Below are 13216 nucleotides of genomic sequence, written 5' to 3' on the forward strand. Positions count from 1 at the left end.
CTAGGTCAGCGACAGCTGGTTAATCAAGTGTTTCGAACTTAGAGGCTTTGCTCTTATATTCTACAAGAATGCCCTTAAGCGTTCTTACCAAGGCGTGTTCTTGATCCAAATCGCGAGTGGCCAGAATATCTAACAAGCTATCTGTGGTAGATTTGATCGTTGAAAACTCCACTCTTCGCGTTTGAGCAATCATGATTTTAGGATGGTGTGTAGCAAGATTGTTCTCAGCATCATCCAACAGTTCCTCATAAAGCTTTTCGCCAGGCCTTAAGCCCGTAAATACAATTTCAATATCCCTTCCTTCCTCTAAGCCCGATAGCTGAATCATACGCTTTGCGAGGTCTACAATCTTAACAGAGCGTCCCATATCGAAGACAAATATTTCGCCCCCTTTTCCCATTGTTTCGGCTTCTAGTACCAAGCTACAGGCCTCTGGTATAGTCATAAAGTAGCGCGTGATATCTGGGTGAGTAACGGTTATAGGCCCACCGTTTTGAATCTGCCTTTTGAAAATTGGAATCACAGAACCGTTCGAACCAAGTACATTGCCAAACCTTGTGGTAATGAATTTAGTCGCACCAGAATCTATCTCACGTAAAAACTCATTGAGGGACTGAACATAAACCTCAGCCATTCTTTTAGTTGCTCCCATTACACTTGTTGGGTTAACTGCTTTATCGGTCGAGATCATCACAAACTTATCAACCTCGAATTCAACAGAATGATCAGCCAAATTTTTCGTGCCGATGATATTACAGTTTACTGCTTCGGCAACATTGTTTTCCATCATAGGCACATGCTTGTACGCTGCGGCATGAAAAACAATATTCGGTTTGTATGTGGCAAAACAATCTCTGACCCTACTGGCGTTAGAAACATCGGCTACATAACTCACCAGCCTATCATCGAGTTTCTTTATGGCTCGAATCTCATTTTCAATCTCAAACAGGCCAGTCTCCGACTGATCCAATAAAATCACCTTAGCAGGGTTGTATCCGATTACCTGCCTTACAATTTCGCTACCAATAGACCCTGCTGCCCCAGTTATCAAAACACACTTATTATTCAGCTCTTGGGCAATGAACTTGTTCTTCAGCTGAATTGTATTTCGACCTAAGAGGTCTTCAATTTTAACTTCTTGAATTTGGTTAATGTCAAATTCTCCACCTATCCATTTATCTGTCGATGGAACGGTAGACACTTTAATTCCAAACTCCAAACACCGGTCTACCACTTCGTTTTTACGCTCAATAGTCATGTTGGAAGTAGCGATAATTAATTCTGATGGGCTATGCTTAAGTATCAGTTTTTCAAAGTCGTTTACGGCCGAATGAATCTTGACTCCTGCCATAACGTTGCCAATCTTTCTGGCATTATCTTCCAAAAACCCAACAACCTTCACATTCTGTTTAGTATCATTATCGATTAATTGCTTGGTGATCATACCAGAACGCCCAGCACCAAAAATGAGCACTCTTTTTTGTGCCTTGGGAACAGTTCTGTAGAAAGCGAATAACTCCTTTACTAGAAGCCTGTAACTGATGGAAATGACCAAAGAAACCAAAAACGCAATGAGCGCTATGGAATAAGGGAATGTATTCTCCGAAAGATAATTTATGGTGAAAACTATAAACAGTGTGGTCAAGTTGGCATAAAGCACCCTTAAAGTATCTTGAATACCTGTATAACGAATTATTCCTGCAAAGCTCCTCGTAATTAAACTGGCCATTAGGCCTGCAACAGTATAAACTGTTATCCCCCTTAGAAAATCGAACTCATAAAGCTGGTCTACCTGAAAGTTTAACCTAAGTAGGTAGGCCACCAAGGCAGACAACGAAAATATCGTTAGGTCAATCATTACAATGATCCACCTTGGCAATACATTAAGTGTTTTGAACTTGTTTAGCATTACTTGTTAAAAATACGCCTTAAAGCCGATTCTACCCTATCTAATTCAGTCTTTGTAAGATTGGAGCCTGAGGGTAGGCACAAACCATTTTCAAACAACCTTTCTGCGCAGCCATTACCATATTGTGGATAGTCCATGAAAACAGGCTGCATATGCATTGGTTTCCACAAAGGCCTTGACTCAATATTTTCCTTTAACAACTCTTCCCTCACAAACTCTCTATTGACTCCAGCCTTGGCTTCATCAATTAGAATGGTAGTTAGCCAGTAGTTTGAGAAGTAGTCTTCGTTCGGTTCTGTTAAAAAAGTAGCCCCATCTACTCCAGAGAGTACTTCTCTGTAGAACTTATTTATAGCCCTTCTTTTCTCTACCCATTCATCCAACACCTTCATTTGCCCACGGCCTATTCCGGCTACAATATTCGACATACGGTAGTTGTAGCCTATTTCTGAATGCTGATAATGAGGCGCGTTATCTCGTGCCTGTGTAGCAAGAAATCTTGCTTTCTTTATCCATTCTTCATTTTCTGAGAGCAAAGCCCCACCTCCCGAGGTGGTGATAATTTTATTTCCGTTAAAGGAGTAAATGCTCAAATCGCCAAAAGCACCAAGCTTTTTCCCTTTATATGAACTCCCCAAAGCTTCGGCCGCATCCTCGATTAAGACCACATTATACTTTTCGCAAATAGCCACAATCTCATCCAGCTTAGCAGGCATTCCATACAAATGGACGAGCACCAATGCTTTAGGCACCTTACCGGTTAGTTTAATTCTTTCAGTGATGGCTTGCTCTAAATATTCAGGCGAAAGGTTCCAAGTGTCAGGCTCACTATCGACCGTTATAGGTACTGCCCCCTGATAAACTATTGGGTTGATCGAACCAGAAAAAGTAAAAGTTGAAACCAGTACTTCATCACCCCTCTCAATACCCAAAATTATAAGTGCTAAATGAATAGCTGCTGTACCGCTCGTTAGCGCAGCGGCATTAGCAACACCAGCGTAGTTTTGTAAATCATGTTCAAATCCATCAACATTTGGTCCCAATGGCGCCACCCAGTTGGTATCAAAAGCTTCTTTTACAAATTGCTGCTCTTTGCCCCCCATATGTGGGGAAGAAAGCCAAATTCTACTTTTCTCCATCCTTAGTTTTAATAACAACAGCCGGGTTACCCACAACGGTAGCGTAATCCGGCACATCTTTAATTACCACAGCCCCAGCGCCTACGGTTGCCCATTTACCTATTTTAATACCAGGTATTATTGTGGCACCAGCACCAACTTGTGTCCCTTCACCAACCATAATACCTCCACAAAGTGTAGTATTTGGGCTAATGTGAACATAGTCATGAATCTCACAATCGTGATCCACCGAAGCAGAGGTATTAATAATACAGTGATTCCCAATTTGCGTTGAAGGATTGACAATAGCTCCCGCCATTATCACGGTACCCTGTCCCACTGTCACATAATCGCCCAAAATAGCATTAGGGTGAATCGCCCAGCCATAAGGTACTTCAAACTGCTCAGCCAACTTCTTTCTAATAGGGTTGGCACCAATCGAAATAATATGTTCTACCTCTGAAAGTGGCACATAACCCCGTTCATTCAAAACCCTGTACCCAACCAGTTCTTTGATATCTGGGTTCGCATCAACCAAATAGTCGACCTCCACGTCAGATTTTTCCAGTATATCTATAATCACTTTTGCGTGACCAGAAGCGCCTATTAATATCATTGATTACCTGTAAATTTTTCCATCGTGACCGAACTAACTGAGCTAATTCCCTCGCGCACGAACACCTTCTTCATCGTCAAAAATAAGATTTTTATATCGAGCCAAAAGTCTAAATGTTCTACATACCAAACATCCAACTCGAACTTGGTTTGCCAGTCAATGGCGTTCCGCCCATTAACCTGCGCCCAACCTGTAATACCTGGTCTTACATTGTGTCGCATCGCTTGCCTTTCATTATACAATGGCAAGTATTCAACCAGTAGCGGCCGAGGACCAACCAAGGACATATCCCCCTTGATTACATTAAGCAACTGCGGAATTTCATCAAGTGAAAGTTTCCTCACTAGTTCGCCAACAACAGTCAGCCTATCCGCATCAGGCAACAAGTTACCTTCGCTATCCCGCTTGTCGTTCATGGTTTTAAACTTGAAAATTTTGAACAAGCGACCATTTCTCCCCGGCCTAGTTTGAAAGAAAAAAGGCTTACCATCATTCACAATCGCCAGTAAAATTGTGGTGAGTAAGAATAGCGGGAACAACAATAAAAAAGCTGCCAAGGCAGCCAGAAAATCGAATAGTCTTTTGGTGAAGGATTTATACATGCTGGTCACTACTATTGATCAAAGATAGATATTCTTGGTACAATTCTTCCCACACTACCTGTTGATCAAACCTTTCCACAATCATTCTTCTGGCATTGCTCTTTAAACCATCCATTAAGCTCGTATCAGTGGTTAACTTACTCATTGCCTCTGCAAGAGCATTTGTGTCTTTGGGAGGAACGATCAAACCATTCAACCCATGTTCAATTATCTCATTGCAACCATTAATATCAGATACTATGGCTGGTAAACCCATGGCTCCTGCTTGCATAGGCACATTTGGAAAGCCTTCTCGATAGGTAGGAAACACAAGTGCATTGGAAAGCTTGAGAAACGGCCGAACATCATTCTGATAACCAACTGCGTGAACTCGACTATCACCATTGAAAAACTCCCTAGTTTCATGAGACACTGGGTCTAACTCATCTTCGAAGGGACCTACTAAAACGAGTTTAACATGCTCTGGCAAGTCCTTGAAAGCGGCTGCCAATTCATTCAATCCCTTGTCCTTCACAACTCGACCAATAAAACAAAAGACAAAATCAGTTGCTTCAACCCCTAACTCCGCCCTTAATTCACCACTTGATTGAGAAACTGCATCTGCTGAAAAATAGGAAGTATTGATTCCATTAGAGCTCCCTTGACCGATTACCTTCAGTTTAGACTCCGCAACCAGCCCCTCTTTTTTAACAAAGTCATTTAGCCCAGTTGAGTTGGGATAAACGTTTGTGGCTGCTCTATATGCTAACTGATCAACAAACTTTAACAGCTTTCTCTTACTACCTGTTGCTTCCATCCATGGAATACCAGCAATGGTATGCATTCGAACAGGTACTTTGGCAAACCGAGCGGCAAGCATGGCCAGAAGCCCTGCCTTGGGTGTGTGAGAATGTACTATATCAAACCGTTCTCTTCTCATCCACCGAGTTAATTGAATGAGTGTCAGAAGGTCTGTGATTGGCGTAATAGCTCTAGTAATGTTAAATGCGTAATGAGGCACTCCTTCATACGTTACAACATCCTCTACTTCTTTACCATCTGCACTGGCCATGAGCACTTCAAAACCTTTGGAAGAAAGGAACTTCATATGTCCTCTGAGTAGAAAACGAAGCGACATTGGCACGGTAGTAATGCGAAGAAGCTTAACCGGCTTAGCCATTCAACTCAGTATAGATATCGGCTATTTCGCCCATTGTATGACTTCCCATTTTATACGCATCTTTAAGAGTTTGAAAGTGAGCTAGTATTATTTCCAAATCGGAAAAAGACTGTGCTGGATTAACACTGAAATTATGCGGATGCCACCATAAATGATAAACCTTGTTGTGTTTGGCAGCATGGCTCATCTCCTGTAAGATTCGCTGAAGTTTACGTTTACCAAACGCTTTATCAATAGCGCTATATGGACGAAAGAAACGGCTGGCTGGCAATAAGAGTGGTTGTCCCTCCTTCTTTTCAAGCTCATTCAGATTAAAAGAGGTGTCCTTCCCTAAAGCAAAATAATGATCTAACGTTCGGATTACTTTCTTGCTCAAACGTTCTTTAGATTGGGCTTCAGTTTGCCAAAACCAGTCTTCTGGATTAATCCTCGCAACAGCAATTCCTTCTTGCGCACATATCTCTAAATGATCATCGCTATACTGATTTCTAGGAAAAACCAAAGACTTTACTTCTTGCCCTTCACTTTGAAGGGATTTGATAGATAAAGCCAAGTCCCTTTGAAAAGCACTTAGTGTGCTTCCTGGTTCTAGTGTATAAAAGTGAGAAAACGTATGGGTACCTATTTCTTGTGCTTTAGTTCCAGCAATCTTTTCAATAATAGAATTAGCAAAGTGCAATGGGTCATCTTGCTCATTTGCACCCACTACTTTGTTCTCAAGGAGCATTGAAGGCAGGTATGAACTTTCGCTGTATTGTGCATCAATCAGTGCAATAGCTTCTGCTAATTCAATTTGGCTTTTGGCATTTAAAGCACCTACCGTGGCCCAGGTGGCACGTATTTTATACTGCTCAAAAAGAGCAAGCATCCTATCAATATGCTTTCTAGTATTAAGGAAATAATCCCTAGAGGCATCAGCAGTTTGCTTGTCGAAAACACCCCAGTGCAGTTCAAAATCTAATGATATGCAGAAGATACCTTTAGGCTGCACCTCTTAGCTCCTCCATTCTTTTTTTCTTTCGCTGCCATTTTTTGAACTTGATGTACTTCTTCATTTTCTCATCATCCATGTATTGAATCACTACAAAAAGCATAAAGTAAACAATCATGGTTTTAAGTCTAATCACAATACCTAGGTTTCCGGCAATTGTAGACAAGCCAACAGCAGCACCTATGTAGGCTATGATTGACATTTTAACCATATAATCGGCTCTTAATAGGTACTTAACGGCCTTAATACTGAATAATTTAAAAGTCATTATCAGCAAAAATAAATTCTCAACTGAAACCACTAGGCCCAAGGCATTCACCCCATCAATAAAAAGAGGCCGGTATAGAAATGTAAATATCTTTTGAGCAAAGTTATAGTTTTGGATATTTACTCCAGATCCAGCCCCTCTAGACAGCTCATTTCCTCTATTATCAAAATAAGCTCCTACATCATTGATTTCATCCAACTGCAAAAAGCTACTAGTAAACTGAGCGGAGTAAATAAGACCTACTACCCCGACAACAATCCCCAAAGCCTTTTGTCCACCACTCAAGTTTTTCGCTCCAATAAAAAAACCTATTGCCGTCCCCATAACCATCACCAAAAGAATCGGGACTCGGATTCCCCAAATAATAAACGCGCCCAAAAGCAGTGGCACCCATCGTGTATTAAACTTATTAAGCCCGTAGGTAAACATACCAATCCCCATAAAAATTAGCGAACCCTTACCTAAGGAACCAGTCCAAAAGTGCATGTTGGGCAGGAAAAGAAAAATTGTAAGTAAATCAACACCGAAGAACTGATGCTTGAACTTGATTCTTTCTTTGAAGAATAAAAAATAAAAGTAGAACCCAATAAAACCAAAAAAGCAGAACAAAGCCATACTCGCTTCATAGGTAAAACCAAAAAACTTAATGAAAGGCCAAATACTCCATTCAACGAAAGGTGTCCCCGGACTAAAGTAATCAAACCAGTTAATTCCCTTTTCGTCAAAAATAACTGCCCTAAAATACCCTCTAGAGTCCGACCTATTGAACTGTACATAAGTAAAGTAGACAAACCCCATAAAGAGGTGAAAGAAATAGAGGTTCTGAAGAAGCTTCTTATCATTATTATTCAACCGCGTATTCGCGCTAATCATGGAAAAGGCGATAACAGCAGTGAGTATGATAATGGCTATCCCGTAAATCATTAGAACAACTCGAAAGTACCTAAGTCTAGGTCTATTTGGCCTTTTTGTAAAAAGTAATCTTCCGGATTCGTGTTTAAACTTCGTGCAGTAAGGCTTAACCCCCTATCCATTTTAGGTAAAAAGCCAGCTTTACCTAATACTTGTCTGTAAGTACCTTGATAGTGACCAACACTGGCCAATCTGGCTTTAAAGCTATTCATAGCATAATGTAAGGCTTTTTTAAACGGCTTAGCAAAATCACCCTTGGCATAGATATCACAAATGCGTAACTCGTTAAAATACTTTCCTTCCTTTATCCTAAAAAATGCAAACCCATTGTCAAAACTCAATTGGTAGTATTTCGCTAATGGATTGTTTTTGTAGCGCCAGTGGACGTAGGCCCCTTCTGCTCCATTTAACTTCAAGCAAGTGGCTTCATTAATTTCATAATCAGTAATAGCCAACTGTTTTCCAAATAACAACTTAGGTTTAATGCGGATAGGAACATTGTAAATTTCATTCCATCCCATTTTTAGATAACCTGGTTTTGATTGAGCATTGGGGGTATTGAAAATAAAATCATAACCTTCAGCCGTAAGTTGATCAATCAAGGCAAGTGTAAGCTTTTTAAACACACCTCTACCCTGATGCTCGGGATGTGTGGCCGTATCCACCGCCCTAACCGCTCGATATATTCGGCCATTCAGTTCAAAACTCCATTGCATCATGGCCCTGACACCAATTAATTGATCATTTTCTTCGGCTACCAAAACCGGTGATTCACCAAACGGATTTTCAATATGCTTCCAGCGCCACGCCTCCTCCGATTTCTTTATCAAACCTTCACCCAAAGACAGTCTGAGCAACTCTACAATTGCTGGTATATCTTTTTCTGTGGCCTTACGTATCTCCATGGATTATTTCAATTGAGCTTATTCTTTGCCAAACTCAAATATTCGGCCTCAAGCTGATTAACCATTTTTTGGAGGCTGAATTGATCAATAACGCGCTCTCTTGCTTTTGCTCCCATTTCAGACAAATTTTGTCTATCTGCATACTTCAAAAGTGCTACGCTCAAATTAGGCCACTGATCAATATTTACACAAATACCAGTTCGCTCGGTCACCACCTCTTTAATTCCTCCAGCATTGGTGGTAAAGATCGCACACTGCATACTCATAGCCTCCAAAAGTGCAATTGGTAAGCCTTCAAATTCCGAGGTCATCATGAATACATCCATCGCATTAAAATATGGACGAACCTCCTCTTGGAGTCCCACAAAAAAAACGCGGTCTTTTAGCCCCAAACGTTGATGCGCAGCCATAATCTCCTCTTTTAAAGGGCCATCTCCTACAACCACTCCATAAAAATAAGGGTTTGCTTGACAAACCTCGGCCATCACCTCCAACCACTCGACCAATCGTTTTTGAAAACGAAAGACAGCTACTGCACCTACCAGCACCGCCTCAGCGGGAACGCCTAACTCATACCGAACGGCATTGTCTGCTGTATTGCGCATAAACTTATCGGTGTTTACGCCATTAAGTAGGGTTTGTACAGGAACTTCAGGAGCAATGTGCTGCTGTATAGAACCAGCCACATCAGCTGAAACAGCAATCGCTTTACTTTGCCAGTTAAAAGTAGCTTTGTTAAGCACTTTGGTAACCTTGTGATACCTTTCCTGCTTATTGTGCTCCGTGTAAATAGTTGGTACCCGAGTTTTTCTAAACACTAATCGTCCCAAAAAACCAGCCCATGGCAAATGGCAGTGAATTAAATCAATTCGATGCCTTTTGACATATGCGATTACCTCGTTACGCTTAGCTAAAATCTTAAGATTATTTGTTGCCTTAAAACAACTCACTTTTCCGCCTTGCGACTCAATAGCTGACACCATTTGATCCTTCCATGGCAAAAAATAGATGTAGTGGAACTCAAAATGTTCCTGATCGTGTAAGGCCAGCGTTTCTGGCAGCAACATTTCTGCCCCACCTCTACCTAGCGATTTAATAATGTGAAGTATCTTCAATTTCGACTTTTGGGTCATATGCTAATTTAATTGTAGAATGTTGAGATACGTAGAAGGAGCTTCAGCCTAGGAGCAGTGATGCTGGCGCTTTTCGATTATTCCAGCCCTGAAGAGTTAAAATTGGGCTTCACTTTTTCTCTTCCTGACTTATGATTTCTTTGTAAAAGGAGACGAACCGTTCAGCAATGACGCGGTTATCATACTCCTTTTTAACCAAATTGAAAGCACTAGTGGTAAGCTGATTTGACAAAATCTTGTTTTCCAGAACAGCTAAACAGGCAGCTACAAACTTGTCAGCACTATTTGCATCAACCAACATGCCTGTATCCCCATCCCGAACGACTTCTGAAATTCCCCCAACATTATTCGCAATTACCGGAGTCTTCATCATAAAGGCCTCAAGTATCACACCAGGCAAACCTTCTATTTTGGAAGGAAGCACAAAAAGATCAGCACATTGAAGTATTGCTGCAGCGTCATTTCGATAACCCAAGAGTTTCACAGAATCCTGAAGCCCCAAACTTTCAACCTGGTTCAACACACTTTGCCGAAGTTTACCATCGCCCACAATCAATAATTTTGCGCTTGACCACTTAACTTGGACTTTCTCAAATAAGCTAATCAAACCAAGGTGATTCTTTTCGGGTACCAGGCTTGCTATATTAACTAATATTGGACCATCGCTGCAATACTCCTTCAAATCATCAGGCCAGCTAAAGTTATCGGTAGTAATACTGGTTCCTATGGGTAGGTTACGAGTTCGTGATTCTTTAAATTTAAAGGTGTTCACAAAGTCCTGCCTACAGAGTTCACTAACCGAGGCAACACCATCACATTTATTAACTAAAAACTGATTAAATATTTTCTTGGGAGTTGAATCAATAAAATCTCCCATTTTATTCGCGTTTCTGAAAACTAAAGGTTGCCTCCATCCAAACAAGCGCTTTGAAAGGCTCGCGTATTTCAGCGTATCTCCAGCATTAGCCTGAACAATATCAGGATCAAACTCATTGATTATATTTGATAAAGCTTTAAATCCATAAAAATCGAACAAACGCTTTTTCTGGTTTGCCCCTAAATTTAGTACCTCAGGAAAAGGCAACTTTGCTTCTCCATCAAAAAGTGCTACAACCTTTACTTGATTACCGCTTTTCATCAACTCATTCGACAGCTGGCAAGCAAACATCTCGGCACCGCGTAGTTGTGACTTTTGGATGAGTTGGAGGATTTTCAACGATCAATGAAGTTTAAAATGTTCTTTGCTCTTTTGCTCCATGTAAACTCATTTGTAAACGTTCTATAAGCATTTTCAGCTATTTTGGATGCCTCAAGAGGATTACTAGATAACAGGTTTATTGCATTCACCCACTCTTGAAGATTATCAGGATTACATAGGATGGCGGACTCATTATTTTTCAACACCTCTCTTATCACCTCTAAATCACTAGTAATTATGGGTTTTTGAACGGCCATATATTCGAAAATCTTTAGTGGAGACATCCATTTAGCAATGTTGTTAGAATTGGATTCTTCTTTTACAAAAACCTCTGTCTTATAAGGCGCGATTAAAATATCAAATGCCTTAAGATACTCTACAGTTCTGGCGTGCTCTATAAATCCATGAAAAACTAATTCCTGAGATGGTAGTGTTCGGTTCTTCCAATCTAACAACTGTTCTTCAGTTCCTCCCACAACATGGAAATTCACATTTGATAAGACTTTGCTCAACTCAAATATTAAATCCATTCCTTTACCTTTCAATAGAGAACCAACATAGCCAACATGAATTTCATTAGGAGCTAATCCAAAGACCCCATGGGAGTCATCAACTTCATCAGCCCCATCATGAGCCACCAAGATTTCAGATTGAGGTATATTGAAACTTTCTATCAAATAGTTCTTAATAGGACTAGATATTACTACCCATTTTTTAACTACCTCCCTTTTTACTATAAACCTAAATAAGTTGGCTAGCCATTTGCTTTTGGTATCAAACGGTTCATGAATTTCAAAAGAGATTGGCTTTCCAAAAAGTGAATACCAAAAAGCTGGGTAGATAGCTCTAGTGTAAACCAAATCGAAATTCCCAAAAGAAAAAAAAGGTAATAATAAATTATAGACTCTTCCCGACCCCGAGAAAGGCTTAGAAGGGAAAAATTTTATCTCAAAACATTTAGTTACACCATAGAATGAGAATATGTCTTCTACATTATCTAAACACGCATTGGTCTTTTTAGCCAACAAAGTCACTGCATGCCCTTGTTCCCCCCAGGCCTGACACATCTTCATTACGTGGATGCCATTGGCAGAATAAGACGGAATAGAAGAATCTGAGATATATAGAATCCTCAACCTTTAAGCTTTATTAAAGTAGACTTGATTTGACTTTATGGATTTATTGACAAATGATAAGGCTCCGATTGTAGCACCTTCTCCAATAATCACACTTCCAACTATAATTGATGACGGATAGATGGTTACTCCCTTTTTAATATGAGGATATTCGTTTCCCCTCTTTCTACCGAGAGTGCAGTTTTGGTATAAACTTACATTGTCATCAATCTGTACACCCTTTCCTATCACAATACCTACTGGGTGGGGTAAATTCAGTTTTCTTCCAATTTTTGTCTCATAGGAAATTTGACAAGAATTATACTTCAGTTGTCTGTGCTTAAGGTAAATCAATATTGGACCAGAAATAAAGGACCGATGGTAAAAAAAGTAATTACCCAACCTATAATTCCTCATTAGCCTAAAAGCAGGCTTAAAGAAAAAAGTCATTACTTTCTTTCCAAATGTACTTCCACTGTAGAAAGCTAAATCATCAAAAATAATTTTCAGTAGCTCTTTCAATTGATTTTCAAAACCTTGTTCACTGTCTCATACCCCTCTAGCGTAAGAATCCGATGTAATTGAGTATCAACTCTTATAGTTTTAACCCTAGCGGTTTTAAGGGTTTTTAAAAAATTATTAAACTCCATGTTAATGTCATGTAACCCTTGACTGGCAATATGATTTCTGTTTGACTCAACATCCCTAATATTATCTCTATACCCTTTAGCATATGGCGTTTTAAAAAACGTAAAGCCAGTAATAAAAACTTCTTTACATTCTGAGTTTAAGGCACAGTATAAAGCACAAAAACCTTTCGTAGGGTGGTAGTCATGAAAAAGACGGGTGATATTCCGATAATACTTATTGGGAAGAATAAAAATAGGATCCCTATAATTCAGATATTTTTTAAAGTAATTAAACATTGAACGCCACCCATCTTTGTCAAACCTTGGTTGAACTAGAAACTTCAGACCGAAATTTCTAAATACGTCCCAGTCTATCTTTCCGGCCCCTCCTCGATCCATATTCTCATGGAAATTATGAATTAAAACATCGCACTTAGTTCCTAAGTACTTCTCATTCCCCTTATTCCACGTGATTAGGGATTTATTAACACGCACTACATAATCGAAACCATCAATATAAGCACCATTCTCTGTATCAAAAGCCGAGTCCGCAGCACCAATAATCGCCACTCGTTTACCTTTAAATATCTTTTCAGGACGAAAAATACGCACCTTAAATGGCATAATGAGCAAACCGAGAATAGCATTGAGTATACGCATC

General features: G+C 40.0%; 13 protein-coding genes. All 13 read right to left on the reverse strand.

Going from position 1 to position 13216, the window contains the following annotated elements:
• Window positions 1–19 precede the first annotated feature (19 nt).
• The 13 genes from BMW98_RS14640 to BMW98_RS14700 all read right to left on the reverse strand — a co-directional run bounded on the left by BMW98_RS14640 (window position 20) and on the right by BMW98_RS14700 (window position 13215).
• Window positions 20–1909 (reverse strand): polysaccharide biosynthesis protein, encoded by a 1890-nt coding sequence (locus BMW98_RS14640; protein ID WP_090259324.1) that lies wholly within the window; start codon window positions 1907–1909, stop codon window positions 20–22.
• Window positions 1909–3048, reverse strand: a complete 1140-nt coding sequence (locus BMW98_RS14645) for a DegT/DnrJ/EryC1/StrS family aminotransferase (RefSeq protein WP_090259325.1) — start codon at window positions 3046–3048, stop codon at window positions 1909–1911. Before BMW98_RS14645 ends, BMW98_RS14640 begins: the two co-directional genes overlap by 1 nt.
• Window positions 3035–3643 carry an acetyltransferase gene (locus BMW98_RS14650; RefSeq protein WP_090259326.1) on the reverse strand — a complete coding sequence of 203 codons (609 nt, stop codon included), beginning with the start codon at window positions 3641–3643 and terminating at the stop codon, window positions 3035–3037. Before BMW98_RS14650 ends, BMW98_RS14645 begins: the two co-directional genes overlap by 14 nt.
• A complete protein-coding gene (locus BMW98_RS14655) occupies window positions 3640–4245 on the reverse strand; it encodes a sugar transferase (RefSeq protein WP_090259327.1) in 606 nt (201 codons plus the stop codon). The genes BMW98_RS14650 and BMW98_RS14655 overlap by 4 nt, the downstream gene beginning before the upstream one ends.
• Complete coding sequence (locus BMW98_RS14660; protein WP_090259328.1) at window positions 4238–5404, reverse strand: glycosyltransferase family 4 protein; 1167 nt, start codon at window positions 5402–5404, stop codon at window positions 4238–4240. Before BMW98_RS14660 ends, BMW98_RS14655 begins: the two co-directional genes overlap by 8 nt.
• Window positions 5397–6395 carry a polysaccharide deacetylase family protein gene (locus BMW98_RS14665; RefSeq protein ID WP_139177589.1) on the reverse strand — a complete coding sequence of 333 codons (999 nt, stop codon included), beginning with the start codon at window positions 6393–6395 and terminating at the stop codon, window positions 5397–5399. Before BMW98_RS14665 ends, BMW98_RS14660 begins: the two co-directional genes overlap by 8 nt.
• On the reverse strand, window positions 6385–7587 hold the full coding sequence (locus BMW98_RS14670; RefSeq protein ID WP_090259330.1) for a hypothetical protein: 1203 nt from the start codon (window positions 7585–7587) through the stop codon (window positions 6385–6387). Before BMW98_RS14670 ends, BMW98_RS14665 begins: the two co-directional genes overlap by 11 nt.
• Window positions 7587–8480, reverse strand: coding sequence for a GNAT family N-acetyltransferase (locus BMW98_RS14675; RefSeq protein ID WP_090259331.1), 894 nt, complete (start codon window positions 8478–8480; stop codon window positions 7587–7589). The genes BMW98_RS14670 and BMW98_RS14675 overlap by 1 nt, the downstream gene beginning before the upstream one ends.
• A gap of 8 nt (window positions 8481–8488) precedes the next feature.
• A complete protein-coding gene (locus BMW98_RS14680) occupies window positions 8489–9595 on the reverse strand; it encodes a glycosyltransferase (protein WP_245733603.1) in 1107 nt (368 codons plus the stop codon).
• Window positions 9596–9722: 127 nt separating this feature from the next.
• Complete coding sequence (locus BMW98_RS14685) at window positions 9723–10829, reverse strand: glycosyltransferase family 4 protein (protein ID WP_090259332.1); 1107 nt, start codon at window positions 10827–10829, stop codon at window positions 9723–9725.
• The gene (locus tag BMW98_RS14690) at window positions 10826–11947 is read right to left on the reverse strand and encodes a glycosyltransferase family 4 protein (protein WP_222843651.1); all 1122 of its coding nucleotides are present in this window, start codon (window positions 11945–11947) and stop codon (window positions 10826–10828) included. The genes BMW98_RS14685 and BMW98_RS14690 overlap by 4 nt, the downstream gene beginning before the upstream one ends.
• A gap of 3 nt (window positions 11948–11950) precedes the next feature.
• The gene (locus BMW98_RS14695; RefSeq protein WP_090259334.1) at window positions 11951–12448 is read right to left on the reverse strand and encodes an LbetaH domain-containing protein; all 498 of its coding nucleotides are present in this window, start codon (window positions 12446–12448) and stop codon (window positions 11951–11953) included.
• A complete protein-coding gene (locus tag BMW98_RS14700) occupies window positions 12445–13215 on the reverse strand; it encodes a glycosyltransferase family 29 protein (protein WP_090259335.1) in 771 nt (256 codons plus the stop codon). Before BMW98_RS14700 ends, BMW98_RS14695 begins: the two co-directional genes overlap by 4 nt.
• Between the last annotated feature and the right edge of the window lies 1 nt (window position 13216).

The sequence above is a fragment of the Roseivirga pacifica genome, from assembly GCF_900111145.1.
GTDB classification, from domain to species: Bacteria; Bacteroidota; Bacteroidia; order Cytophagales; family Cyclobacteriaceae; genus Roseivirga; species Roseivirga pacifica.

Excerpts from the sequence above, each read along its gene's own strand:
- BMW98_RS14640 (WP_090259324.1), bottom strand. The coding sequence starts at position 1,909 with ATGCTAAACAAGTTCAAAACACTTAATGTATTGCCAAGGTGGATCATT.
- BMW98_RS14645 (WP_090259325.1), bottom strand. The coding sequence starts at position 3,048 with ATGGAGAAAAGTAGAATTTGGCTTTCTTCCCCACATATGGGGGGCAAA.
- BMW98_RS14650 (WP_090259326.1), bottom strand. The coding sequence starts at position 3,643 with ATGATATTAATAGGCGCTTCTGGTCACGCAAAAGTGATTATAGATATA.
- BMW98_RS14655 (WP_090259327.1), bottom strand. The coding sequence starts at position 4,245 with ATGTATAAATCCTTCACCAAAAGACTATTCGATTTTCTGGCTGCCTTG.
- BMW98_RS14660 (WP_090259328.1), bottom strand. The coding sequence starts at position 5,404 with ATGGCTAAGCCGGTTAAGCTTCTTCGCATTACTACCGTGCCAATGTCG.
- BMW98_RS14670 (WP_090259330.1), bottom strand. The coding sequence starts at position 7,587 with ATGATTTACGGGATAGCCATTATCATACTCACTGCTGTTATCGCCTTT.
- BMW98_RS14675 (WP_090259331.1), bottom strand. The coding sequence starts at position 8,480 with ATGGAGATACGTAAGGCCACAGAAAAAGATATACCAGCAATTGTAGAG.
- BMW98_RS14700 (WP_090259335.1), bottom strand. The coding sequence starts at position 13,215 with ATGCGTATACTCAATGCTATTCTCGGTTTGCTCATTATGCCATTTAAG.